Source organism: Natronomonas sp. EA1 (assembly GCF_051195035.1).
Taxonomy (GTDB): domain Archaea; phylum Halobacteriota; class Halobacteria; order Halobacteriales; family Haloarculaceae; genus JBNTJV01.
Window position 1 is genome coordinate 333,404 of sequence record NZ_JBNTJV010000002.1, and the last position, 23,105, is coordinate 356,508.

Below are 23,105 nucleotides of genomic sequence, written 5' to 3' on the forward strand. Positions count from 1 at the left end.
GTTCTTCCCTGCCCGCGAACAGGAGTAGCCGATGGACTCGCGGCTCTCCACGCTGGTCGCCCGCTACTACCTCTACATGGCGACCTCGACGCTCGGCTTTCTCATCCCCGTCTGGGTCCTCCTATTGGACGAGGCACGGGCGTTCAGCTACACCCAGATCACGCTGCTCGACGTGGTGTTCTTCTCCACCATCCTCCTCGCAGAGCTCCCGACGGGCTACGTCGGTGACCGCCTCGGCCGCCGGAACGCACTCGTGTGCTCCTCGGTGGGGGTGGGGCTCTCCGCGGCCGCCTTCGGCGTCGCCCAGTCGTTCACCGCGTTTCTCGTCGTCTACGTGGCGTGGGGGGTCGCCCAGACCTTCCGCACCGGAAACGACAGCGCCTGGCTCTACGACACGCTCTCGCGGTACGCGGAGGAGGCGACTTTCACCCGGGTCCGGGGGCGAGGGATGGCCGTCCTCCTCGCGGCGAACACCGTCACCGCGGTCGCCGGGGGGTATCTCTACACGATGAACCCGGCCTACCCGTTCTACGCGACCGGGGTCGTGAACGTGCTCTCGGGAGTCGTGTTGCTCACGATGCCCGAGGAGCTGGGCGAGACGGAGGAGGCGTTCACGCTCTCGAAGGCCCGGCGCGCCATCGGGGGGCTCGCCGCCCCGTCGCTCCGGTGGTTCGTCGTCTACGTCTCCCTGTTCTTCGCCGTCGGGTGGAGCGCGGACCTGTTCATCCAGCCCATCTCCCGTGCAGCCGGACTGGACGTGGTGGGGCTCGGCTACCTCTACGCGCTCCTCTCGGCCGTCGCCGCGCTCGCCTCGAACTACGCGGGTGCGCTCGCCGATCGGGTGGGGATCTCGACACTGCTGCACGCCGCGCCGCTCCTGCTCGGGGCGGGACTCGTCCTCGTCGGCCTCCTGCCCGTGGCCGCGGCCCCGGTGTTCCTGTTCGCCCGTGGCCTCCTCAGCATGGCCGGGCCGATCTCGGAGACCTACGTGAACGAGCGGACGCCCGCGCTCGGGCGCGCGACGGTGCTCTCCGCCACGTCGATGCTGCTGTCGCTTTCGAGCATCCCCGTGAAACTGGTGTCGGGGCCCATCGCCGACGCCACCTCGCTGTTCGTCACCGTCGCGGTGCTGGGCGGGGCGCTGCTCGTCGTCTCCGCCGTCCTGCTCGTCGCCCGGCGCCCCGTCCACGGACCCGTGAGTGCGGAGGCAGTCGACGGCTGAGGGGTCCGGCTAACCGTCAGTCCTATACTGCCCGGACAGGTTCCCGACAGCATGGACACCACGCCGCGGGTCCGCGTGCTGGCCGCCGTCGTCCTCCTCACCTCCGCCCTGCTCGCGGGGACGGCGCTGACGCACGACCCCGCCCCGCCCACCCCCGAGAACGCCGCCGAGGCCTACCCGGGCCACACCCTCATCACCCTTCAGGCCGAGGGCTGGTTCGGCAACGACAACGGCTACGCCGCCATCGTCTCTCCCGAGGGAGAGCTCGTCTGGAAGTGGGGGCCCGCCGACTCACGGATCTTCGACGCCGAGTACCTCGAGAACGGCAACGTCCTCGCCTCCGTCGCCACCGTCCTCCCCGCCGCGGAGTGCCCCGACGAGTTCGACGACGAGGGAGAGTGCGTCCACAACCGCGTCGTCGAGGTCGACTACGACACCAAGGAGGTGGTCTGGGAGTACGACTGGTACGACGTCTTCCCCGAGTACCACGAGGTCCACGACGCCGACCGCCTGCCGAACGGTGAGACCGCCATCATCGACATGGGGAACAACCGCGCGTTCACCGTGAACCAGGAGGGGGAGATCACCTGGAGCTGGCAGGCCGAGGAGCACATCGGCGAGGGGACCGACTGGTGGAACGAGCACGTTTCGCCCTCCGAGGCCGAGGAGTTCCGCAAGCAGGGCCCCGAGTCCGACTGGACACATATGAACGACATCGACCGGCTGGACAGCGGGCATTTCACGCTCTCGATTCGGAACTTCGACGTGGTCCTCGAGGTCGACCCGGCGACGAACGACATCGTCGCCACCTACGGGGAACCCGGCAAGCACGCCGTGATGAACGAACAGCACAACCCGAACTACCTCGACGCCCACGACACGATGCTCATCGCCGACTCGGAGAACAACCGCGTCGTGGAGATCGACGCTCGGACGGAGGAGATCATCTGGCGCTACGACGGCACCGGTTCCGGGGAACAGCTCCAGTGGCCGCGTGACGCCGATCGGTTACCCAACGGGAACACGCTCATCACCGACTCACGGAACTTCCGGGTCGTCGAGGTGAACGCCAACGGGAGCGTCGTCTGGTCGTTCGACACGCAGGCCGAGTTCGGCGCGCGCGGTATCGTCTACGAGGCCGACCGCATCCACCTCACGGGCGAGCACCTGCCCGAGGAACCGGACGACGTCCCACCGGGGGACGACCTGGACGGGCGCTCGTCCGGCTCACTCCGGGAGTTCGCGGCGGTCGTCGAGTCGTGGCTCGGGTTCGTCCTCCCGCCGTGGGTGGGGCTCTTCGAACTCGCCGTCGCGCTCGTCGACGTCGGCGCGCTCCTCGCACTCGGGCGCGAACTCACGCGGTCGTAGTCATCCGGGGTACCGCGGACCACCCGGCTCACCCGGGCGTAAAGCGAAGCACCCGGTCGTCGCCGTCGCGTGCGCGACCACGCCCGTCCCGGTTGCTCGTCACCGCGTAGAGATGCCTGTCCGGGCCGACGAACGTCGTCCTGAGCCGCCCCCACCGGTCGGTGTAGAGCCGCTGGTCGGTCGTCGCCTCCCCGTCCTCGATGGTGATCCGCCGGAGATGGCTCCCTTTCAGCGTCCCGACGAACAGGTCGCCGCGCCAGTCCGCGATGGGGCCGTCGTCGGGGTAGAACGCCGCGCCCCCCGGGGCGATGGTCGGCGACCACGAAATCAGGGGGTCCGTGAACGCGGGGTTCTCGGAGGGGCCCCGCGCCTCCGGCCAGCCGTAGTTGTTGCCCTTCTTCAGGAGATTGATCTCGTCGTGGACGTCCGGGCCGTGTTCGCTCACGTAGATCTCGCCGTCGCGGACGGCGAACCCCTGGGGGTTGCGGTGGCCCCACGTGAAGACGGCGTTGGCGAAGGGGTTCTCGGGGTGGGGCTCCCCGTCGAGCGTGAGCCGGAGGATCTTCCCCGAGAGGGCGTCCCGCTCTTGGGCGGATTCGGCCTCCGCGGCGTCGCCACAGGAGGCGTACAGCGCGCCGTCGTGGACGAGCAGGCGGCCACCGTCGTGGATGAACGCGCCCGGGATGCCGTCGAACAGCACCTCCGTGGTCCAGTCGTCCGCGAGGTCGTGTCTGAGGATCCGGTTCTGCTCGCCGCCGTCGGCGTAGGTCTGGTAGGTGTAGGCCGTCTCCCCGTCGGGGGCAAAGGCGAGCCCGAGGAGGCCACCCTCCCCGCGGGCGGCGGTGGAGTCGGTGAGGTCCGCGACCTCGCGGACCGTGCCGTCGGCGACCCGGACGATGCGGCCGCGGCGCTCGGTGAGATACAGTTCGCCGTCGAGGAAGTCGGCACCCCACGGCACCCGCAAGCCTTCGACGACCGTCTCGGCGACGACGGACTGTTCACCGGTGGAGGAGGGGGTCGGCTCGTCTCCCGACCCCGTACAGCCGGCGAGCGCGCTCGTGCCGAGGAGGGCGAGATAGCGGCGACGGTTCATGTCACCGCTACGAACCGGGGACGGAAATCGTTAGGGCCGCTCGTGCGGGTGGACCGGCCCCCCGGTGTCGCGCCCGAACTCGTCGAAGACGTCCAGGTCCTCGGGGAGCTCGTAGGGGATCTCGCGGTCGTCCTGCCGGTTCGTGAGCGACTCGGCGATGGGGGCGGCCTCGTCCTCGTAGCCGGGTTTCACGCGGACGCTCTTGGCGGGCGAGCCGACGACGATGTGGTGGGCCGGCACGTCCCCCTGCACGCTGGCACGGGAGCCGACGATGCTGTTTTCGCCCACCACGCAGCCCGCGCGGACCATCGCGTCGAAGGTGACCCGGGCGTCGTCCTCGATGCGGGTGTGGAAGTTCCGGACCTCCGTCTGGTCGACGACGTCGTGGTCGTGGCTGTAGATGTGCGCGCCGTCGGAGATGGACACCCGGTCCCCGATGGTGAGTTTTCCTCTATCGTCGAGGTGCACGTCGTCGTGGACGACCGTGTTGTCCCCGATGGTGATGTTGTGGCCGTAGGAGAAGGAGATCCCCTTGAACAGCCGGAGGTTCTCGCCCGCCTCGTCGAACAGGTGGGTCGCGAGCATCTGTCGGAAGCGGAGGGCGAACGCCACGTTGTCGGCCATCGGCGTGGCGTCGAACTGCCGCCAGAGCCACTGGAGATGCTTCGAGCGCTCGAAGCGGGACTCGTCCTTCTCGGCGTAGTACTCGGCTTCGAGCGTGGCGTTACAGGGGTCGTACCCCTGTAGGCGCACGCGTTCCGCGGGGGAGATGGCCTTCCCGGCCTGCCAGCGCTCGTAGGCCTCGCGGTCCCCGTAGAGGTCGACGAGCACGTCCTGGACGACCTCGCACGTGCTCTCCTCACGGTCGGGCTTCGTCGCCGCGGTCAGCCGTTCGTCCACGTCGGTGAGGAACGCGTTTAACCCCTCCTCCGCCTCGGGTGGCAGCGAGACGTGTCGTTTCGTCATTGGGCCCGATACCCCCGCCGCGTTGATAGGGGTTTCCGTCGCGGCGGCGTTACCCTACGGTAACGGGGTTTCGGCCGGGTCCCCTCGCGGGCGACAAACACAACCCGGAATCGAGTGAATTTTCTCGGAGAAGGTGGTGGTCGGTGATATGCCCACGCACAGCGCGTATCGAACGACGCCCTGGACGCGCGAGCAGGCCGCCGCGCTCCACCGCCGCGACGGGGTGGTAACGCCCGTCATCTACCCGCCCGAACGGAAGCTCGACCCCGAGCTCCACATCTGGGACACGTGGCTCGTCCGCGACCGGAACGGCGAGATCGCCGACATCGGCGGCTACCGCGCCATCGTCGCACTCACCGCCCCGAGCGGCCTCCTGCCCGGGAAGCGCCACGACGTGGCCACCCTCCGGTACTTCTACTCCGCGGACGGCCGCGAGTGGGAGACTGGGGGGAGAGTGTTCCCCGAGACCGAGCCGCTCGGCCAGCGCCAGTGGGCCGGCAGCACCGTCCGCCTGGAGGGGGAGTCGCTCGTCGTCTACTACACCGCCGCGGGCGACGAGACGCACGACGAGTTGACGTACAGCCAGCGCATCGCCGCCGCCACCGGCGGGCGCATCCACGCGGACGACGACGGCGTCCACATCGAGGGGCCGTTCACCCACGAGACCATCCTCAGACCCGACGGGGAGCGCTACGAGACGGAACAGCAGTCACGCGGGATGATCTACACCTTCCGCGACCCGTGGTACTGGGAGGACGATGGAGAGGTGTACCTCCTCATCGAGGGGAACACCCCCGTTCCCGAGGGCTCGGACCGCTGTGACGGCGACCCGGCCCAACAGGAGTTCAATGGAAACGTCGGCATCGCTCACTCCCCCACCGGCGACCCGACCGACTTCGAGCTCATGGACCCCCTCGTGGACGCCGTCTGCGTGAACCAGGAGCTGGAGCGGCCCCACCTCGTCACCCGCGACGGCCGCTACTACCTCTTCATCTCCAGTCACAAACACACCTTCGCGCCCGGCCTCGACGGGTTCGACGCGCTCTACGGCTTCGTTTCTGACGACCTGTTCGGCCCCTACGAACCCCTCAACGGCGACGGGCTCGTGGTTACCAACCCCGAGAACGCCCCGTTCCAGTCGTACTCCTGGCTCGCGTTCGGGCACGACGAGGAGATCCTCGTCACCTCCTTCTTCAACTACTTCGACTACGATCGCCCGAGCCTCGACGACGTGGGCTTTCTCCCCGAAGAAGAGCAGTTCCGCCGGTTCGGCGGGACGCTCGCGCCCACCGTCCGCCTGCGGGTCGACGGCACCGAAACCGAGATCGTCGGCGAGCTGAACCACGGCCACATCCCGCTACCCGACGAGCCGCTCCCCGAGCGGTTCGACGAGCGTATCGCGCGGTTGGCTGACGAACAGGCTCGCGACCGCTCCTACTGAGTCTGCCCCGCGGGGAACGTCCCCCGCAGCTCCCACGCGTCGAGCGTTCCCTCAACACGGCCGTCCGCGGTGAGCGTCACGCCGTCGGCGTCCACTCGCGTGGGGTACACCCGACTCGTGAGACACGTCGCCTCGTTCGCGAACACCTCGACGGTGGAGCGGTCGACGAAGACGCGCACGGAGAGCGAGTCGCCCGCGACCGGCGCGCGCTGTTCCTCGGTCGAGGTGCGGTCGTCGTGGCTCGCCCGCGAGCGATCGACGACGAGCGCGTCCTCGGTCCACCGGAGCACCGTCCGCTCGGAACCTGCGGGGGACTCGAACAGCCCGAGTTCGAGGGTCGTCCCCGGCTCGCGGTCGAGCTCGACGGCGAGTTCGTAGCGGTTGCCGGCGAGGTCGAGCGCCCGGTGGCTGCCCGCCGTGAGCGCCAGGTCGCCGGTCTCGGCGTGGCGGTCGCGCAGGGCCGCGAGCTCGCGGGCGGGCCGCTGGACGAACGCCCCGCCCTCGGTGGTGAGCTCGCGCGGAACGGAGAGCAGCCCGGACCAGCCCGCCTCCCACTGCGCGTCCAGCGCGCGGGCCTCGGGGAGCCAGCCCCACATGAGATGGCGGCCGTCGCTCGTCGCGAGCGACTGCGGGGCGTAGAAGTCGCCGTGATCGAGCAGCCCCGACTCGTGGACATCGAATCCGGGAGCATCGAGGTCCGAGTCGCCGAGGAAGTAGCGCACTTTGTCGTAGTTCGAGACGTGAAGTAGCTGAGCATCCCCCAGATCGAGCAGTTCAGGACACTCCCAGACCGCGCCCGCGTCGGGGGCGGTGGCCCTGTGGAGGACGCCGACGAACCGCCAGTCGTCGAGCGCCTCGCCCTCGTAGAGCAGCGCACAGCCGCCGGTGCCGTGCAGGCCGGAGCCGATGATCTGGTACCACCGTCCATCCTGTTTCCAGACGCAGTGGTCGCGGAACTCCGCCTCCCAGTCGTCCGTCTCGAGCACGTCCAGCCCGCTCGGCGCGGCGTCGATGATGGGATTGCGGGGGTCCTTCTCCCAGCCGGAGAGGTCGTCGTCCGTCGCCGTCGCGAGACACGGGAGCTGTCGCCGGTGGCGACCACCCGTGTAGAGGATGGTAGGGGTGCCGTCGTCGTCGTGGACGGCACAGCCGGACCAGCAGCCGTCGCGGTCCGGGCCCTCCGGATCGGGCGCGAGCGCGACCGGCTGGTCGTCCCACGAGAGGAGGTCCTCGGAGGTGGCGTGGCCCCAGTGGATCGCCCCGTGATACGGCCCCGCGGGGTTGTACTGATAGAAGACGTGGTACGTCCCCTCGTGTTCGATGAGGCCGTTCGGGTCGTTCAGCCAGCCGGCGGGCGCGGCGAGGTGGTAGCCCGGCCGATGGTGGTCAGTAGCGAGCTTCTCGCGGACGGCGCGGAACCCCTCGCCCGAGGCGGGGCGGTCGGTGAACGCCCGACGGCGCGGCCCCGCGAGGGAACCGAGACAGTTCAGGACGAACCGTTCACGGGTCGCCGCACACGCGTAGTCGCGGACGTTGCTGAAGGAGAGCCCCGTCCCGGCACCGAGGACGCGGCCCGTCCCGACGCGCCACTCGACGAGCGGCTTGTGGCCGACGAGCGAGTCGTCGCCGACGCGGCCCGCAGCGAGGATATCTCCCCGGGCGGGGACGACCGACTCGTAGCGCGCGAACGCCGTGTCCGTGTCCGCCCCGCGGGTGTGGAAGGCGTCGTCGAGCCCTTCGAAGACGGGGTGGTCCGCGTGGACGCGCTTGACGAGGTAGCCCGAGGGGGCGGGCGTGCTCTCGTGGCCGACCGCGTCGGGCGGGACGGAGTCGATGCCGAGCGGCTCGACGGCGGAGAGCCCGTGGAGCGTGAGCAGAAGGCCCCCGCCGTCCTCCAGATACCCCGTCAGTGCCGGCGCGGCCGCAGTGGGGTCGAACGCCTCCCAGTCGAGCGGTCGGTCGCGGTGCCACCACGCCACGTCGTAGGCGGCGAGGTCACTGGGAGAGAGGTCGTCGAGCGCGACCGCCTCGACGCTCGCGGCCTCCCCGGCGAGCCAGTCGTAGGCAGCCGTCTGCTCCGGCGTCCACTCGCCGACGGTGAGCGCGGCGACGCGGAGCGCGTGCGGGTTCATACCGCGTCACTCGGACGGTGGGGCGAATAAGACTGTTCACTCGAAGCCGAGTTACCACTCGTCCGGAAGCGCGCGAACCACGGGGGCTAAGTGCGATTGCTCCCAACGTGGGGTATGCGCTATCGTGAACTCGGTGACTCCGGCGTCGAGGTGAGCGAGGTCGGCTTCGGCGCGTGGGTCGTCGGCACCGACTGGTGGGGCGACCGCGACGAGGACGACGCCCTCGAGATGGTGAACCACGCTCTCGACACCGGCATCACCTACATCGACACCGGTGACGTGTACGGCCACGGCCGCTCGGAGGAGCTCCTCTCGCGGATCATCGAGGAGCGGGGCGACGAGCTCGTCATCGGCACGAAGGTCGGCTACGACTTCTACAACAACCCGCAGGCGGGCCACGGGGAGCTCCCGAAGAACTACGATATCGAGTATCTCCGTGACGCCGTCGACCGGTCGCTCGACCGGCTCGGCACCGACCACGTCGACGCGCTGATGCTGCACAACCCCAACCTCGCGGAGCTGACCCCCGAGGTGCTGGAGCTGTTCGACCAGCTGCGCGAAGAGGGTGTCACCGAGGCGGTCGGTGTCGCGCTCGGCCCCTCCATCGGCTGGCTCGCGGAGGGTGATTTCGCCATCGAGCAGGAGCTCGACGCCGTCCAGTTCGTCGGCAACATGTTCGAACAGGACGTCCTGAAACACTTCGTGGAGACCATCGAGCGGACGGGCTCCTCCACCTCGCTCATCCCGCGGGTCCCCCACTCCTCGGGCCTGCTGAACGAGCAGGTCACCCCCGAGACCGAGTTGGAGGCGGGCGACCACCGCGGCTTCCGCCCGGACGAGTGGTACGAGACGGGCTGGGAGAAGCTCGAGACCATCCGGTTCCTCGAGCGCGACGGCGAACGGACGATGGGGCAGGCCGCCATCCAGTGGCTCCTCGCGTTCGACTCGGTGGCGAGCGTCACCCCCACGTTCCGCTCTGCGGCGGATATCGAGGAGTGGGGGGCGGCCCCCGACACCCCGCGGCTCTCCGAGGCGGAGCTGGCCCGGGTCGAGGAGCTCTACGCGAGCAACTTCGGCGTCGACCGGTTCGACGGGATGGACAAAGAGGACTACCGCACCAGCGTCGACGGCGAGGACCTCCGCGACGCCGGGCTGCGGGCGGACTGAAACCCCGGCACGTCCCCCACGCAGGCGGTAACGCGGCGGTAACCGTTATTTCGTCTCGCATCCTACTCCGTGTGCCCACCTCGCGAGCCTACGCCGAGGGGGACGCGGGCCGGCCCGCCTCTGACACCTGCCGGCTCGCCTCAGGAGACGACGCCGGTGACCACGACGCAGGTCCCGGTCGTCTCCGAACTGTCGATACCGATCTCCCAGCCGTGAGCCGCGGCGATGCGCTTCGCGATGGCGAGCCCGAACCCCGCCCGCTCACCCACCGTCGAGAACCCCGGCTCGAACACCCGGTCGCGGTCCACCTCGGGGATGCCGGGCCCGTCGTCGCAGACGCGGAGCGACTCGGGGGTCACGGCCACCGTGATGGCCACCTCGGGGCCGCCGTGGACCACGCTGTTCTCGAACAGCGTCTCCAGCATGCGCTGGAGGAGCCCCGGGTCCGCGTACACCGTCGCCTCCGGGGTCCGCAGCCGGGCGCCCTCGGTCTCGACGTTCGCCCACGCTGCCCGGGCGACCGCCCCCACGTCCGTCGCCACGAGCCGTTCGATCTGCGGTGGCCGCGCCAGCCGGAGCGTGTCCGTCACGATGGTCTGCACGCGGGCGAGCGCGGCCTCGATGGCCACGACGTGCTCTTCCGGCGCGGTCTCCCGAAGCAATGCGAGATGCGACAGCGCGGTCGCGATGGGGTCGCGGATCTCGTAGCTCACCGCCGCGGCCACCGTCTCCAGCGCCTCCGAGTGCGCGCGGGCGTCCCGCCCCAGCTCCTTCTGCGCCGAGATGTCGATGTGGAGGACGAGCGCGAACCGTTCACCCCCCGATTCGAGCGGCAGCACCCGCATCCGGAACCACCGTCGCTGCGTCGGCGAGTGGCAGGGGTACTCGAGTTCGAGCTCGTCGCTGTCGCCGGCGAGCACCGCCCGTAGCCCCGCGTGGACCACGGCCGCGGTGGGGACTGACGTGGCTGCACAGACCTCGAGATAGTTCACGCCGACGCAGGTCGGATCCCCCGCGATGTCGTTCGTCTCGGCGAACGCCCGCCAGGCCGTGTTCGTGTAGCGAATCGTCCCCGTCGAGTCGACGACGGCGACCTCGTACGGCAGGCTGTCGAGGCTCGCGCGTACCAGCCGGTCGAGTGCCGGTTCTGTCTGTGTCACGCTCGGCTCACCGAGTGTACTACGCGTGACAGAACCAAAACAGCGCCGCTGGCGGGGCTACGCCAGGAAGACGTGTCGCGGCCGGTCCGCGAGCACTTCACGCCCCCACTGGACGGTCTCGCGGAAGGCGTCCGAGCGGAAGAACGAGAGCGCGTCCTCCTTGCCGGTCCACTGGCTGGCGATGAACATGTCGTTCTCGTCGTCGACGTTCACCATCAGGTCGGTCTCGAGGTGGCCCTCCATCTCCGCTAAGAGGCCGCCGACGGTCTCGAACCGGTCGACGAACTCGTCTCTATATTCGGGTTTCACGGTGTAGAACATCCCCATCGTCCCGAAGCCGGACTCCTCGCCAGCCCGCGCAACGACCCCCGGAATATCCGCGAGGAAGCCGCCGGCCTTCTCCGCGGCGTCGCGGGTCTTCCACAGCGAGACGACGGCCACGCGACCCCGTTCGGCCGCGTCGTACACCGCGGTCTTGACGTGGGTGTCGTAGTGGTCGAACCGCTCGGCGAGCCCGGAGACCGCCTCGTCGACGGTTTCGGAATCGGCCTCGGAGTAGACGACCATCGCGTAGACGTCCTCGCCGTGCGGCTTTCCTGCGTAAATATCGAGGTCGGTGAGCTCACCGCGGAGCTCGTCGTCCTCGTCGGTTCCCTCGACGCCCGCGCCCGCACCCCCGACGCCCTCCTCGGCGTCGAGTTCGGCCCCGATGCCGCGCTCGACGCCCTCGAGCCCGGAGAGGAAGCCGGAGGCGGTGTTGGCGGCCCGCTCGTTCTTCCACAGCGAGACGACGGTGGAGCGCCCCTTGTCGCCGCGGACGGTGGTGAGGACGTGGGTGTCGTAGTGGTCGAAGTTGCCCGCGAGCCCCTGGACGTCCTCGACGAGCGTCTCCGCGTCCTCCGTGGAGGAGAAGACGAGGCCGTAGCCCGCCTCGGGGTGGTCGGTCAGGTCGACGGCCACCCGCGAGAGCTCGCGTTCGAGTTCGCTGGCGTTCACCACGTCGTGGGGCGGTTCGTCCGGGACGGAGGGGCGACCGCCGGCGGAGGCGGCGGAGGATGCGCTCTCGTCCGCGCCCTCGCGGTCGTCGGCCGCCTCGTTCTCGTGGGAGTGACCGCCCGCGTGGCTGCCCGCGTGCTCGGCGGCCCCCTCGCCCACCGGCTCACCCGCCAGCAGCGCGGGGAGCTCCGTGGGGTCGAACTTCCGGCCGAAGTAGAAGGGCCCGAACTCCGCGAAGCGCGAGGAGGAGGGGTCGAAGCGCATCTCGTACAGCAGGTGCTTGATGTCGACGGCGTCCTCGGCGAAGAGGGTGACCCCCCATTCGTAGTCATCGAAGCCGACCGAACCCGAGATTATCTGGCTCACCTTCCCCGCGTAGTCGCGGCCGATGTCGCCGTGGCCGGACATGAGCTCCGCGCGCTCGTCGAACGGGAGGTCGTACCAGTTCGCGTCCGGGCCGCGGGATTTGTCCATCGGGTAGAAACAGACGTGCTCGGCGTCGGGGAGCTCCGGGTGGAGGCGGTTGGCGATGTAGTTGCGCATCCCGGGGTCCTCGATGTTCTCGACGCCGTCGCCGATGTCCTCGTGGACGTAGCCGGACATCTCGGTGACGGAGACGTAGGAGGTGGCCCGCTCCGTGAACTCGGCGAAGGCGGTCCCCTCGAACGCCCGCTCCGCCCGGTCGAGGTGGGCGGTCGTCGGGCGGAGGTGGACCATCATGAAATCCGCCTTGTGGCCGATGACGGAGTAGACGGCGCTGGCACCCTCCTCTGCGTCGGCGAGGCGCTCGTGCGCCTGCAGATACTCCACGGCCTCTTCGAGGGCGCGCTCGCGCTCGCGCTCGGGGGCGGCTCGCCACGCGTCCCAGTCGATGCGCCGGAGGTCGTGCAGGACGTACCAGCCCTCCACGGTCTGCGGCGGCTTGCGTCGCTCCATGCGCGAAGAAGGAAACGGAGCTAAAGGGGTTTTGCGGTTCTACGTCAGTAGCCGCGGCCCGAACACCATGAGCAGCAGGGCCGCGAGCATCGACAGCGACACCGTCGTCGTCACCGCGCGCGTGAGCGCGACCTGTCTCGTGACGGGGAGCCGGGAGACCACCGCTTCGGTGGAGGCCCGGAGGATGTGCCCACCGTCGAGCGGGAACGCCGGAATACAATTAAATTGGCCGATGATGAGGTTGATCCACGCGGTCCAGAACAGCGTGCTGGCGAGGAAGAACAGGCCCCCGCTCCCGAGGAACGACAGGGCTCCCTCCGCGACGTAGAAGTTCTGAAAGACGCCGACGAAGCCGGGGAAGTTGTGGCCGACGCCGAGCGAGACGCCCGCGAACGGGAGCGTCAGCGCGAGGAACGCCCGCTGGGCGAAGGAGGTGATGCCGAGGCTCCCCTCGCCGCCGCCGAGCGCGGAGAGGAAGAAGCTCGCGGGGTACTCGTCGATGCCGAAGTCGTCGAACGCCATCCCCGATGTCCCGGGCTGGAGCGCCCCGACGCCGAGGAAGCCGGTGTCCTCAGAGGGATGGGCGCCGAGCGTGACCTCGTAGGTCCGACGCTCGCCGTCGACGTAGGCGACGACGCGCACCTGTTGGCCTTCACTCGTCGTGTCGAGGAACCGCGCGAGCGCCTGCTGGTCGTCGATGCGGGTGTCGTCGATGCGGGTGATGAACACCGTCTCGCCGGCGGGGGCCCCCGCGGCGACGAACGCCTCCCCCTCCACGGGCACCGCGTAGGCCCCCATGGGTGCGGTGACGGTCTCCCCGGTCGCGGTGGTGAGCGTCGCCACCGGGCGGTCCGCGATGGCCCGTTCGAACGCGGCCTGCGTGTGGACCTCGGTGCCGTTGACGGCGACGACGGTGGTGTTTACCTCGAGGGGCGCGTCCGCCGTCGCCCCGACGACGACGAGCGAGCGCTGGACGGTGACCGTCTCACCGCGCTTCAGCGTCACCGAGACGGAGCGCTCGGAGGTGTTCGCGAGCACGGCCTCCAGCTCCGCCGCGTTCTCCACGCTCACCCCGTCGACGGCCGTGATGACGTCACCGCGTTCGATGCCCGCGCGGTCCGCGGGCGCGCCGGGGATGGTCCCGCCGATGGGGACCCCGGCGACGACGCCGATGGAGCCGATGACCGGCCCGAACAGCAGGGCGTAGGCGACGATGGCGACCGCGAAGTTGTTCGTCACGCCCGCGGCGAACATCCGGGTCTGGGCGCCGCGGTCCGCGACTTTCCGGGACTCCTCGTCCGGCTGGACGAACGCTCCGATGGGGATGAAGGCGAGGAGGGCCACGCCCATCGAGTCGATGTCGATGTCCTCGACGCGGCAGAGCAGCCCGTGGCCGCCCTCGTGGACGACGAGCCCGATGAGCAGGCCCAGCAGGATCTCGACGGCCGCGGACAACGGGAGGAACTCGTTGACGCCGGGGATGGCGAGGACGTTCCGGGGGCGATTGAGGGGGGTGGGTGTCGGGTTCGTGAGCGCCTGGACCCCCGCGAACAGCACGAGGAGGAAGGAGCCGACCATCACGACGAGGGCGATGCCGACGCCGAAGTTGCCCCACGCGCGCCAGAAGCGCTTCGGGCCGGCGAGCCACGTCAGGAAGGCCTTCCCGCGCTGGGTGTGGATGGTGGTGATGGGTCCGCTCACCCGAACCGCGTCGGGGAGGAGGCCCTGGGATTTCGCCACCATCGCGACGAGCGTGTACGCCACGATGCCGACGAGGACCAGAGTCAGGGTGTCGACCATTGCCGGAGAGGAAGAACGGACGCTGTAAAGGGGTTACTCCTCCCGACGGAGCCGCCGGAGGACGAACTGCTCGTCGAGCGCCGCGAGGAAGGGACCCAGTCGCGGCCCCTGCTCCTCCTCCAGGAAGAGCCGGTAGCCCGCGGTGAAGAAGTCGCCCACCTCCACGTCGTGCTCGCGGGCCGTCTCGTAGAGCTCGCCCTGCAGCGTCTCGTCGTCGGGGGACTGCGACTCGATGAACTCGGCCAGCGCGTCGAGGGCGGCCTCGGTATTCGCGTCGAACTCGACATCGGGAAGCTCCTCCGCGAGGCGGTAGTTGTACTCGTTGTCCGTGTGGACGGCCCACGCACGGGCTTTCTCTACTCTCTCAAGGGCGGCCGCCACCGTCGCCTCGTCGGCGTCCGCGGGGATGTGGCCCGAGCGCTTCGCCATCGTCTCGCGAAGGGCGGGGTCGTCGGTCATCCCCAGCACCGCGGCGAAGGTGTACGGGATGCGCACGCGGTCGGGGGCCACCTCGTCGACGAGGAACGGGTACACCCGCTCCGCACGCGCGGTCTCCCCCTCGTCGGCCTCGATCTCGCCGAAGTAGATGGCCTCGAAGCGGTCGAACTCGTCGACGAGCTGGTCGAGCCGGGAGATGTCGAAGTCACGCGCCCGCTTCGGGTTCTTCGCGAAGAAGAACCGGAGGACCGGGAGTTCGAGCCACTCCAGCACCTCGCTCACGAGGACGACGTTCCCCTCCGAGGAGGAGAACGGGCCACCGTTGAGCGTGAACCACTCGTAGACCATCGGGACCGGGGGCTCGATGCCCAGCACGTTCCGAGCGATGTCCTCGCCGGAGGGCCACGACCCCTCCGCGTGGTCCTTGCCGAACGGCTCGAAGTCGACACCGAGCGTCTGCCACTGGGCGGGCCACTCGAAGCGCCACGGGAGTTTGCCCTCGCGGAAGGAGGCCTCCCCCTCGTGGCCGCACCCGGAGATGGTGTTGCCGCCGGCCTCCATGTCCGTACACTCGTAGGTGACTGTCTTCCCCTCGATATCGACGCCCGTGACGGTCTCGGTGATCTTCCCGCACTCCGCGCAGATGGGGTTGAACGGGATATACGCCGAATCGACCTTGTCCTGGTAGTTCGCGAGGACCTCGCGGGCCTCCTCTCGGTGGGCCATGATGTGCGCGACGACCTCGTCGAACTCCCCGGACTCGTACAGCTCGGTGTTGGAGACCATCTCCGTCGGCACGCCCAGAAGCTCCGCGGAGCGCGCGATGAGATTCGAGAAGTGCGCGCCGTAGGAGTCACAGCAGCCGAACGGGTCCGGAATCGCGGTGTAGGGCTTCCCGAGGTTCTTGCCGAGTGCACCCGCGTTGACCTCGCCGAGCCCGACGACGTTTCCATCTAAATCGGCGAGCTTCCGGGGGAGCTTCCGCAGGGGGTCGCGGTCGTCCGTGGTGAAGAGCTGTCGCACCTCGTACCCGCGCTCGCGGAGCACCTCCGCGACGAAGTAGCCCCGCATGAGCTCGTTCATGTTGCCGAGATGCGGCACTCCAGACGGAGAGATGCCACCCTTGATGACGATGGGCTCGTGGGGGTCGCGCTCCTCGATGCGGTCGGCGACGGCGTCGGCCCAAAAGGCGTGGCGGGCGTCGGAGTCGATGGTATGCGGGTCCGTCATTCCGGCACCACCGCCGTCCCGTCGTGGTCCCCCTCGACGGCGCGGGCGACGCGCTGGGGGTCCGTCCCGTCGATGACGTACGCGTGCATCCCCGCCCGCTGGATGAGCTTCGCCGCGAGCAGGTCCACCGGGGCGTTCGAGCCCGCCGCCATCTCCAGCGTTGAGATGATCTCCACGAGTTCGCCCGCGGTGAGCTCCGTGAAGTGCTCCGCGTCGGGGTCCTCGTTCGGGTCCGCGGTGTAGACGCCGTTCACGGAGGTGGCGTAGATGAGGAGGTCCGCCTCGACGTACTCCGCGAGCGCCGCGGTGACGGTGTCCGTGGTCTGGCCGGGGACGATCCCACCCATGACGGCCACGTCGCCGCGGTGGAGCGCCTCGGCGGCCTCGTCGTAGTTCTCGGGGATGGTGGGGCCGACGAGCTCGGGGGAGAGCGCCGATTTGAGCAGGCGGGCGTTCAGCCGGGTGACGGCGATACCCAGCCCGTCCAGCTCGATCTCGTTCGCGCCGAGCTCGCGGGCCGCGCCGATGTACTCCCGCGCGACGCCGCCACCACCGACGACGGCGGCCACGTCGTGGCCGTCCGCGACGAGTCCCTCTACGACGGCCGCGTACTCCTCGACGCGGTTCTCGCCAAGCGTCGGCGCGAGGACGCTCCCGCCGACAGAAACAACGATTCGCATTACTGCCGGGTAGCCCTGTTTGCCGCTTAAGGCTTGTCAAGCGCCGTGTGCGCGTCACGCGGGCGCACGGGCCCGGATACGGCGAAGGCTAAAGGGCTCCCCCTCCCTCGGGGTGGATATGCACGCGTTCGGAATCATCGGTCCCGACGCCGAGGCCGTCGCGGACAGCCTCGTCGCCGAGCTCGACGGGCGGGTCGCGGTCGTTCGCAACGCCGCGGCCGACGGCGGGCTCCAGTCCCCCCGCCCGGCGACCACCTACGCACTGGACGAGGACGGCTGGCAGGCGACCGGCCAGGGCGGCTCCTTACACGAGACCCTCGACCGGCTCGCCACCGACCACGACTACGCCATCGCCATCGGCTTCCCCGAGGCGCGGCTTCCCCAGGTCTGTCTCGGGGACGCCACAGCCGAGCAAACGCTCGCAGCGGCCGTCGACGCGGCCGTCGTCGACTACGACGAGGTCATCGACGCCATCGAGGCGCTGGAGCCGTACGAGACGCTCGAATCGCTCGTCGCGCAGGTGAAACGCTCCCCGCGAGCCGACGAGTCGGGAGCCATCGCCACCTTCACCGGCCGCGTCCGCGCGAAGGAACACCCCGACGACGAGCGCACGGAGTTCCTCGAGTTCGAGAAGTACGACGGGGTCGCGGAGAAACGCCTCGCGAAAATCGAGGCGGAACTGGAGGACCGCGAGGGCGTCCTCGACGTGACGATGCACCACCGCGTGGGCGTCATCCCCGACGGCGAGGACATCGTCTTCGTCGTCGTGCTCGCCGCCCACCGCACCGAGGCGTTCCGGGCCGTCGAGGACGGTATCAACCGGCTCAAGGACGAAGTGCCCATCTTCAAGAAGGAAGTCACGGAGACGGAGACGTTCTGGGTCCACGAGCGGGACTGAGGTGATGAGGTGAGTGCCCGCGCACGGGCCCACGAGTGGGCTGTGTTCGGGCGCGCACCGACGCGCAGGCCGTCCCGCGAGAGCCGCTCGGGACTAATTTTCCGTTCTCACGGCTGCGAAAAGGAGGTCGAACGGTCCCGAACTGACCCCGCGTCCGGTATCCCTGGTTACAGCCGTAGAATCATTTGTAAAAGGTCTAAGCCGTTTTGAGCCGTTCGTAAAAGGTTCGTTTTACACTACTTCACGTCGAACTGTGACGAAGCTATCCTAAGCTTCCTCCCTTTATATGGCTATCCCGGAGATAGCGATGAGCGAGGTGACACAGATGAGCGCAACTACCCCCGCACCTGAGACCGAGTCGAAAGAGAGCCGCCTCAAAGCGTACCTCCAGCGCAAGGCTGCAGACGGCGAGGTCTACTTCAAATCCAAGTTTATCGCCGACGAGGTCGGTCTCTCGCCCAAGGAGATCGGCGCCCTGATGGTGAAACTCACCGAGTCCGCCACGGACCTCGAAATCGAAAAGTGGTCCTACACGAGCGCGACCACCTGGCGCGTGACGAACGCCTGAGCACCTCACACACGACGACAGCATAGCAGTACATCCCACCCACCCTGCCCTCCATACCCAAGGTGACACGCCGGGGTCAGGGGATTTATCCCCACGAACCCCTTTCTTCGACCGATGAGTCGCCACGACCCACCGGCCGATGGTCCACCGGTGGACGCGCTCGCGGAGGTCTTCCACGTCGAGGAGACGCGCCGCGAGGGCGACCGCCTGCTGTATCTCGGCCGCCCGCTGGTCGGCCCCGAGGTCCTCGAACGCGAAGTCTGGCCCCTCTTTCGTGAGCAGGGCTACGAGGTCCAGCTCGCCGCCGTCTCCGAGACGGACCCCATCACGGGCGTCGAACTCCCTGGCCAGCGCACCGCACTGGTCGCCACGCCACGCAACGCGAGCGGGTCGTTCCCCACCGTCAACGTCCTCACCTTCCTGCTCACCGTCCTCACGACGCTGTGGGCGGGGACGATGTGGTACTACGTGGACGTGACCGGCCCGCTCGACCTGCTGCAGGGGTGGCCGTTCGCCGTCGGCGTCCTCTCCGTGCTCGCCGTCCACGAGTTCGGCCACTACGTCATGAGCCGGTATCACGACGTGGAGGCCTCCCTCCCCTACTTCATCCCCATCCCCTCGTTCATCGGGACGCTGGGCGCCGTCATCCGGATGAAGGGGCGCATCCCGAACCGGAAAGCGCTGTTCGATATCGGGGTGGCGGGGCCGCTCGCCGGCCTCGTCGCCACGGTCATCGTCAGCGTCGTCGGGCTGTATCTCCCCCCGGTGGAGGTGCCCGCGAGCCTCATGAGCGACCCGAACGCCGTCGAGATCGAGTTCGGCTACCCGCCGCTCCTGCAGTTCCTCGCGTGGGCGACGGGCCAGCCGCTCACGTACGGGAACGGGCTCACCCTGAACCCCGTCGTCTTCGGCGGCTGGGTCGGGATGTTCGTCACCTTCCTCAACCTGATTCCGGTGGGACAACTCGACGGTGGCCACCTCGTGCGGGCGATGCTCGGCGAGCGCCAGGAGACCGTCGCCGCGCTCGTCCCCGCCGCCCTCTTCGGGCTGGCCGGCTACCTCTACGTCTTCGCCGACGTGGGGTCGAACGCCCCCTTCCTCTGGGGGTTCTGGGGCCTGCTCACTCTCGGGCTGGCGTACGCCGGCCCGGCGACGCCGGTGTACGACGACCGGCTCGACCGGACACGCATGGCGGTCGGAGTCGTGACCTTCCTCCTCGGCCTGCTGTGTTTCACCCCGGTCCCCTTCGAGCTCATCGGGTGAGCGGCCCAGACCGCCGTTAATGACCGATTAAGCGCCCAAAATCAGCCGCCTGCGTGCGTGTAGCCACGGTCGGGGAGCGGCTCCCCGTCCATCGTCACGCCCGACTCCGAGACCGTCCCGATGCGGGTGAAGGGGGTGGGACAGGCCTCGCGAGCCGCCGCCAGCTCCGCTTCGGGCACCGTGAACACCAGCTCGAAGTCCTCGCCGAAGTGGACCGCGAGCTCCCGGCGTTCCGCCGCGCTCTCGGCGACCGCCTCCACCGTCGCGTCGACCGGGAGGGGGTCGGACTCGACCGCGAACCCGCACTCCGAGGCCTCCGCCAGCTGGTGGAGCGAGCGCGCGAGCCCATCACTCGAGTCCATCATCGCCGTGGCCGAGTCGGAAAGCGCCCGGCCGGCGGCCACCCGGGGTTCGAACCGGAAGAGGGCGTTCGCCCGCTCCGCGTCGTCGGGGAAGAGTGCGAGGGCGGCCCCGGAACGCCCGAGCGTGCCCGTCACGCAGACGGCGTCGCCCTCGCGGGCACCCGAGCGCAGGACCGGGGCGGCGCTTCTGCCGACGGCGGTGGTCGCCGTCGTGAACTCCGCGTGGTGGTCCAGGTCCCCGCCGACGTACTCGGCGTCGACGAGGGCACAGACGTCCTTCGCCCCGTCGATGAACGCGGTGAGTTCCTCCTGTTCGAAGGTGGGGGCACCGTAGACGGCGACGGCGCACGTCGCTTCGGCCCCCATCGCGGCCACGTCCGAGAGCGAGGCGCCGACGGCCCGCCAGCCCGCGGTGTATCGGGTGGTGCCCGTCGGGAAGTCCGTCGTCTCGTGGAGCATGTCCGTGGTGACCACGAGCTCGTCGACCACCGCACAGTCGTCGCCGGCCGCGGGGAGGTCCGCGCCGACGAGCGCGAGCGCCGCCCGTTCGTCCATGCCCAAACCGGGTGGGGGCGCAGGAAAAGCCCACCGGTGGCTTGATGCGCCAGCCGGGACTCGAACGAGACATGGACATCGACTTGCGGACGACCGTCGCCGGCTTCGCGGGTGCCCTCGTGGTGCTCGCGGGACTGCTGGCGCTCGTCGGCATCGGGCGCGTCACCGATGCGCTCGCCGGGGCCGACCTCGACGTCGTCCCCGGTATCGTCGCCGTCGCGCTCTGCTGGCTCACCGCCTGGGGGCTCTCGCTCCGGACGGTGCTGTCGGGGCTCGGGTCGACGATCTCCCCCCCGCTGGCCGTCCTCGTCTTCGCGGCCGCGACGTTCGCCAACAACGTCACCCCGTTCGGGCAGGCCGGCGGTGAGCCCGTCTCGGCGCTGCTCATCTCCCGGGCCGCAGAGACGGAGTACGAGGCCTCACTCGCCGCCATCGCCTCCGTGGATTCGCTCAACTTCATCCCCTCCATCGCGCTCGCGACCGTCGGCATCGGCTACATCTCCACCACCGTCGCGTTCGGGCGCCGGCTCCAGTTCGCCACCGCCGCCATCGTCGTGCTGGCCGTCGCCGTCCCCGTCGCGGGCTACGTCGGCTGGAAACACCGCTACGCGGTCGAACGCCGGGCGATCGACGCGGTGACGCCGCTCGTCAGGAGTCTCGGGAAGGTGCTCCCCCGACGGAGCCCGCCGAAGAAGTCGGTCATCAAGGGGCGCGTCGAGGGCTTCTTCCACGCGGTCGAGCGCGTCTCCGGCGACAGACGGCGCGTGGCGCTCGCGCTCGGCTTCTCCACGCTCGGCTGGCTCTGTCTCGCCGGGTCGCTGTGGCTCTCGCTGTTCTCGCTCGGAGCGACGGTCCCGTTCACCGTCGTCATCGTCGTGGTTCCGGTGGGAGCCATCGCCGGTATCACCCCGCTGCCGGGCGGGCTCGGGGGCGTGGAAGCCGTCCTCATCGCCCTGCTCGTCGCGCTCGGGGTCGGGGCGGCCGCCGCGGCCGCCGCGGTCATCATCCACCGGACGGCGACCTACTGGCTCCCGACGCTCATCGGGGGTGGGGCCGCCGCGGCGCTCGGCGCGAGCTAGCTCAGGAGTCGGCGCAGTAGTCGACGAAGTTCTGGAGGATTCTGAGCCCCGTCTCACCCGACTTCTCCGGGTGGAACTGCGTCCCGAACACGTTGCCGGCCTCGTTGGCGACGATGGCGGGGAACTCGACCCCGTAGTCCGTTGTGGCGACGACCGCGTGCTCGTCGTCGGGTTTCGCGTAGTAGGAGTGGACGAAGTAGGCGTAGTCACCGTCGATGCCCGCGACCACCGGGTGGTCGCGCTGGACGTGGAGCTCGTTCCAGCCCATGTGGGGGACTTTCTGCCCCTCGGCGAACCGGACGTTCGTCCCGGGGATGAGGTCCAGCCCCTCCACGTCGCCCTGGCCGGCGCGTTCGGCCTCCTCCGAGGAGGTGAGGAGCATCTGCATCCCGAGGCAGATTCCAAAGAGGGGTTTCCCGTCGTTCGCGGCGTCGACGAGCGCCTCGCGGATCGGCTCGGCGTTCTCCATCCCCTCGGAGAAGGCGCCGACGCCGGGGAGGACGATGCCGTCCGCGGCGTCGAAGTCGGCCGGATCGTCGGAGATCGTCACCTGCGCGCCCGCGCGCTCGAGACCGCGGGTGGCCGACCGGAGGTTCCCCAGCCCGTAGTCGACGAGGACCACCTCGGCCGCGACTTGCGTGTGCATACCTCCACTTGCGAACGGGGCGACAAGGCGCTTTCCGTTGTGTGTCTCACTCGATCACGTGGAGGAACCACACATCAGCCGGCTATATATTCACAATAGTAAACCTTTTCAGCGGGCTGGCGAATTTCCGCCGAACCATGACGAAACGGCGCTCCTTCCTCAAAGCAGCGGGTCTCGCGGGAACGGTCGGTCTCTCGGGACTCAGTGGCTGCATCGGTAACTTCGGGTCCCAGCCCTACGGCGACGGGACGGTCCAGTTCATGATGTCCCCCTCCGAGCCGCAGGACTACATGATGAAGCAGTACAAGCCCTACGGTGACTACCTGGAGTCCGAGATCGCCGACGCCTCCGTCGAGCTCCAGTACGCCGCCGACTACACGGCCGTCCTCCAGGGCCTCGGCAGCGGGACGGCGGACGTCGCCGAGACCGGCCCGTTCGCGGCCGCCCTCGGCGTCAAGGACGACAAGGCGGACATCGCCCTCCAGCGGTACGCCTACGGCTCGTGGGACTACACGAGCGTCATCGTCACCCGCACGGACAGCGACATCAACACGCTCACCGACCTGAAGGGTGGCTCCATCGCCTTCGCCGACATGACGAGCGCCTCCGGGTCGCTCTACCCGCTGTACATGCTGAAGAAGGCCGGGCTCTCCATCGGCGAGGCCCCCGTCAGCGACAACGGCGCGGACTTCGAGGCGACGTGGGCCGGCCACGCCGAGGCGTTCTCCGCGCTGGAGAACGGGCAGGTCGACGCCGCCGGCGTCGGCCAGTTCATCACGCAGGGTGACGACGGCCTCAAGGAGGGCTTCGAGTACGTGAAGACCTACGAGGGGATCCCGCGTGCCCCGATGGTCGTCAGCCCCGACCTCTCCGAGGAGGAGAAGACGACCATCGTCAACGCCCTGAAGAACGCCCCCGACAGCGCGTACGTGGGCGCCGACGGCGAGGACGGCACCGACGACGACCTCTGGTTCAGCGACGTCCGCCCCGCGGACCTGGAGACCTACCAGCCGGTCATCGACGTGGCGAACGAGCTCGGGCTGAGCACGGACCTGCTCAACCAGGGCTGACACCGGACGAATCGCTCCTTTCAAATCACTCCTAT

19 protein-coding genes are annotated in these 23,105 nt (G+C 69.2%); 9 read left to right on the plus strand and 10 right to left on the minus strand.

Annotation, left to right across the window (positions count from 1 at the left end; translation table 11 throughout):
• The first annotated feature begins 31 nt into the window (after nt 1-31).
• The gene (locus tag ACQUQR_RS07610; protein ID WP_435195858.1) at nt 32-1,222 is read left to right on the plus strand and encodes an MFS transporter; all 1,191 of its coding nucleotides are present in this window, start codon (nt 32-34) and stop codon (nt 1,220-1,222) included.
• 51 nt (nt 1,223-1,273) lie between these two features.
• Nucleotides 1,274-2,590, plus strand: a complete 1,317-nt coding sequence (locus ACQUQR_RS07615) for an aryl-sulfate sulfotransferase (protein ID WP_435195859.1) — start codon at nt 1,274-1,276, stop codon at nt 2,588-2,590.
• Nucleotides 2,591-2,618: 28 nt separating this feature from the next.
• Here ACQUQR_RS07615 and ACQUQR_RS07620 read toward each other — a convergent pair whose 3' ends face one another.
• Together ACQUQR_RS07620 and ACQUQR_RS07625 are read right to left on the minus strand one after the other, a co-directional pair.
• The gene (locus ACQUQR_RS07620; RefSeq protein WP_435195860.1) at nt 2,619-3,683 is read right to left on the minus strand and encodes a PQQ-dependent sugar dehydrogenase; all 1,065 of its coding nucleotides are present in this window, start codon (nt 3,681-3,683) and stop codon (nt 2,619-2,621) included.
• Nucleotides 3,684-3,713: 30 nt separating this feature from the next.
• Entirely contained in the window at nt 3,714-4,649 is a 936-nt protein-coding gene (locus tag ACQUQR_RS07625) for an acyltransferase (RefSeq protein ID WP_435195861.1), read from the minus strand.
• A gap of 148 nt (nt 4,650-4,797) precedes the next feature.
• On the opposite strand from ACQUQR_RS07625, the gene ACQUQR_RS07630 reads away from it, so the two are divergent.
• Nucleotides 4,798-6,090, plus strand: coding sequence for a glycoside hydrolase family 68 protein (locus tag ACQUQR_RS07630; protein ID WP_435195862.1), 1,293 nt, complete (start codon nt 4,798-4,800; stop codon nt 6,088-6,090).
• Here ACQUQR_RS07630 and ACQUQR_RS07635 read toward each other — a convergent pair.
• The gene (locus tag ACQUQR_RS07635) at nt 6,084-8,222 is read right to left on the minus strand and encodes a GH32 C-terminal domain-containing protein (protein ID WP_435195863.1); all 2,139 of its coding nucleotides are present in this window, start codon (nt 8,220-8,222) and stop codon (nt 6,084-6,086) included. The two genes, ACQUQR_RS07630 and ACQUQR_RS07635, sit on opposite strands and share 7 nt — an antisense overlap.
• A gap of 114 nt (nt 8,223-8,336) precedes the next feature.
• Here ACQUQR_RS07635 and ACQUQR_RS07640 point away from each other — a divergent pair, with 114 nt between their 5' ends.
• Nucleotides 8,337-9,389, plus strand: coding sequence for an aldo/keto reductase (locus ACQUQR_RS07640; RefSeq protein ID WP_435195864.1), 1,053 nt, complete (start codon nt 8,337-8,339; stop codon nt 9,387-9,389).
• A 140-nt stretch (nt 9,390-9,529) separates the two neighbouring features.
• Here the strand turns inward: ACQUQR_RS07640 and ACQUQR_RS07645 are convergent, their stop codons facing one another.
• From ACQUQR_RS07645 to pyrH, 5 genes are read right to left on the minus strand one after another with little or no spacing between them, the layout of a single operon-like run.
• The gene (locus ACQUQR_RS07645) at nt 9,530-10,549 is read right to left on the minus strand and encodes an ATP-binding protein (RefSeq protein WP_435195865.1); all 1,020 of its coding nucleotides are present in this window, start codon (nt 10,547-10,549) and stop codon (nt 9,530-9,532) included.
• A gap of 57 nt (nt 10,550-10,606) precedes the next feature.
• Nucleotides 10,607-12,481 carry a heme-binding protein gene (locus ACQUQR_RS07650; RefSeq protein WP_435195866.1) on the minus strand — a complete coding sequence of 625 codons (1,875 nt, stop codon included), beginning with the start codon at nt 12,479-12,481 and terminating at the stop codon, nt 10,607-10,609.
• Between the two features lie 39 nt (nt 12,482-12,520).
• Nucleotides 12,521-14,281, minus strand: a complete 1,761-nt coding sequence (locus ACQUQR_RS07655) for a site-2 protease family protein (RefSeq protein ID WP_435195867.1) — start codon at nt 14,279-14,281, stop codon at nt 12,521-12,523.
• A 33-nt stretch (nt 14,282-14,314) separates the two neighbouring features.
• Nucleotides 14,315-15,949, minus strand: a complete 1,635-nt coding sequence (lysS, locus tag ACQUQR_RS07660) for a lysine--tRNA ligase (protein WP_435195868.1) — start codon at nt 15,947-15,949, stop codon at nt 14,315-14,317.
• Complete coding sequence (pyrH, locus tag ACQUQR_RS07665) at nt 15,946-16,629, minus strand: UMP kinase (RefSeq protein WP_435195869.1); 684 nt, start codon at nt 16,627-16,629, stop codon at nt 15,946-15,948. The genes lysS and pyrH overlap by 4 nt, the downstream gene beginning before the upstream one ends.
• A gap of 118 nt (nt 16,630-16,747) precedes the next feature.
• Between pyrH and ACQUQR_RS07670 the strand changes: the two genes are divergently transcribed.
• The 3 genes from ACQUQR_RS07670 (at nt 16,748) to ACQUQR_RS07680 (ending at nt 19,358) form a co-directional block, all read left to right on the plus strand.
• On the plus strand, nt 16,748-17,527 hold the full coding sequence (locus ACQUQR_RS07670) for a molybdopterin synthase (RefSeq protein ID WP_435195870.1): 780 nt from the start codon (nt 16,748-16,750) through the stop codon (nt 17,525-17,527).
• A gap of 325 nt (nt 17,528-17,852) precedes the next feature.
• Nucleotides 17,853-18,095, plus strand: coding sequence for a DUF7123 family protein (locus tag ACQUQR_RS07675; protein ID WP_435195871.1), 243 nt, complete (start codon nt 17,853-17,855; stop codon nt 18,093-18,095).
• A 114-nt stretch (nt 18,096-18,209) separates the two neighbouring features.
• The gene (locus tag ACQUQR_RS07680; protein WP_435195872.1) at nt 18,210-19,358 is read left to right on the plus strand and encodes a site-2 protease family protein; all 1,149 of its coding nucleotides are present in this window, start codon (nt 18,210-18,212) and stop codon (nt 19,356-19,358) included.
• Nucleotides 19,359-19,399: 41 nt separating this feature from the next.
• On the opposite strand, the gene thiL is transcribed toward ACQUQR_RS07680, so the two are convergent.
• Nucleotides 19,400-20,275, minus strand: a complete 876-nt coding sequence (gene thiL / locus ACQUQR_RS07685) for a thiamine-phosphate kinase (RefSeq protein ID WP_435195873.1) — start codon at nt 20,273-20,275, stop codon at nt 19,400-19,402.
• Between the two features lie 71 nt (nt 20,276-20,346).
• On the opposite strand from thiL, the gene ACQUQR_RS07690 reads away from it, so the two are divergent.
• On the plus strand, nt 20,347-21,354 hold the full coding sequence (locus ACQUQR_RS07690) for a lysylphosphatidylglycerol synthase transmembrane domain-containing protein (protein WP_435195874.1): 1,008 nt from the start codon (nt 20,347-20,349) through the stop codon (nt 21,352-21,354).
• Between the two features lies 1 nt (nt 21,355).
• Here the strand turns inward: ACQUQR_RS07690 and hisH are convergent, their stop codons facing one another.
• Nucleotides 21,356-22,000 carry an imidazole glycerol phosphate synthase subunit HisH gene (hisH, locus tag ACQUQR_RS07695; protein ID WP_435195875.1) on the minus strand — a complete coding sequence of 215 codons (645 nt, stop codon included), beginning with the start codon at nt 21,998-22,000 and terminating at the stop codon, nt 21,356-21,358.
• Nucleotides 22,001-22,137: 137 nt separating this feature from the next.
• On the opposite strand from hisH, the gene ACQUQR_RS07700 reads away from it, so the two are divergent.
• Nucleotides 22,138-23,070 carry a phosphate/phosphite/phosphonate ABC transporter substrate-binding protein gene (locus tag ACQUQR_RS07700; RefSeq protein ID WP_435195876.1) on the plus strand — a complete coding sequence of 311 codons (933 nt, stop codon included), beginning with the start codon at nt 22,138-22,140 and terminating at the stop codon, nt 23,068-23,070.
• Nucleotides 23,071-23,105: the final 35 nt, after the last annotated feature.

What these genes read in the sequence shown, in the direction of transcription:
- lysS (WP_435195868.1), bottom strand. Translation starts at nt 15,949, where the DNA reads ATGACGGACCCGCATACCATCGACTCCGACGCCCGCCACGCCTTTTGG.
- ACQUQR_RS07680 (WP_435195872.1), top strand. Translation starts at nt 18,210, where the DNA reads ATGAGTCGCCACGACCCACCGGCCGATGGTCCACCGGTGGACGCGCTC.
- thiL (WP_435195873.1), bottom strand. Translation starts at nt 20,275, where the DNA reads ATGGACGAACGGGCGGCGCTCGCGCTCGTCGGCGCGGACCTCCCCGCG.
- ACQUQR_RS07655 (WP_435195867.1), bottom strand. Translation starts at nt 14,281, where the DNA reads ATGGTCGACACCCTGACTCTGGTCCTCGTCGGCATCGTGGCGTACACG.
- ACQUQR_RS07610 (WP_435195858.1), top strand. Translation starts at nt 32, where the DNA reads ATGGACTCGCGGCTCTCCACGCTGGTCGCCCGCTACTACCTCTACATG.
- ACQUQR_RS07630 (WP_435195862.1), top strand. Translation starts at nt 4,798, where the DNA reads ATGCCCACGCACAGCGCGTATCGAACGACGCCCTGGACGCGCGAGCAG.
- ACQUQR_RS07615 (WP_435195859.1), top strand. Translation starts at nt 1,274, where the DNA reads ATGGACACCACGCCGCGGGTCCGCGTGCTGGCCGCCGTCGTCCTCCTC.
- pyrH (WP_435195869.1), bottom strand. Translation starts at nt 16,629, where the DNA reads ATGCGAATCGTTGTTTCTGTCGGCGGGAGCGTCCTCGCGCCGACGCTT.
- ACQUQR_RS07690 (WP_435195874.1), top strand. Translation starts at nt 20,347, where the DNA reads ATGGACATCGACTTGCGGACGACCGTCGCCGGCTTCGCGGGTGCCCTC.
- ACQUQR_RS07650 (WP_435195866.1), bottom strand. Translation starts at nt 12,481, where the DNA reads ATGGAGCGACGCAAGCCGCCGCAGACCGTGGAGGGCTGGTACGTCCTG.
- ACQUQR_RS07620 (WP_435195860.1), bottom strand. Translation starts at nt 3,683, where the DNA reads ATGAACCGTCGCCGCTATCTCGCCCTCCTCGGCACGAGCGCGCTCGCC.
- ACQUQR_RS07625 (WP_435195861.1), bottom strand. Translation starts at nt 4,649, where the DNA reads ATGACGAAACGACACGTCTCGCTGCCACCCGAGGCGGAGGAGGGGTTA.
- ACQUQR_RS07675 (WP_435195871.1), top strand. Translation starts at nt 17,853, where the DNA reads ATGAGCGCAACTACCCCCGCACCTGAGACCGAGTCGAAAGAGAGCCGC.
- ACQUQR_RS07700 (WP_435195876.1), top strand. Translation starts at nt 22,138, where the DNA reads ATGACGAAACGGCGCTCCTTCCTCAAAGCAGCGGGTCTCGCGGGAACG.
- ACQUQR_RS07635 (WP_435195863.1), bottom strand. Translation starts at nt 8,222, where the DNA reads ATGAACCCGCACGCGCTCCGCGTCGCCGCGCTCACCGTCGGCGAGTGG.
- ACQUQR_RS07640 (WP_435195864.1), top strand. Translation starts at nt 8,337, where the DNA reads ATGCGCTATCGTGAACTCGGTGACTCCGGCGTCGAGGTGAGCGAGGTC.
- ACQUQR_RS07670 (WP_435195870.1), top strand. Translation starts at nt 16,748, where the DNA reads ATGCACGCGTTCGGAATCATCGGTCCCGACGCCGAGGCCGTCGCGGAC.
- hisH (WP_435195875.1), bottom strand. Translation starts at nt 22,000, where the DNA reads ATGCACACGCAAGTCGCGGCCGAGGTGGTCCTCGTCGACTACGGGCTG.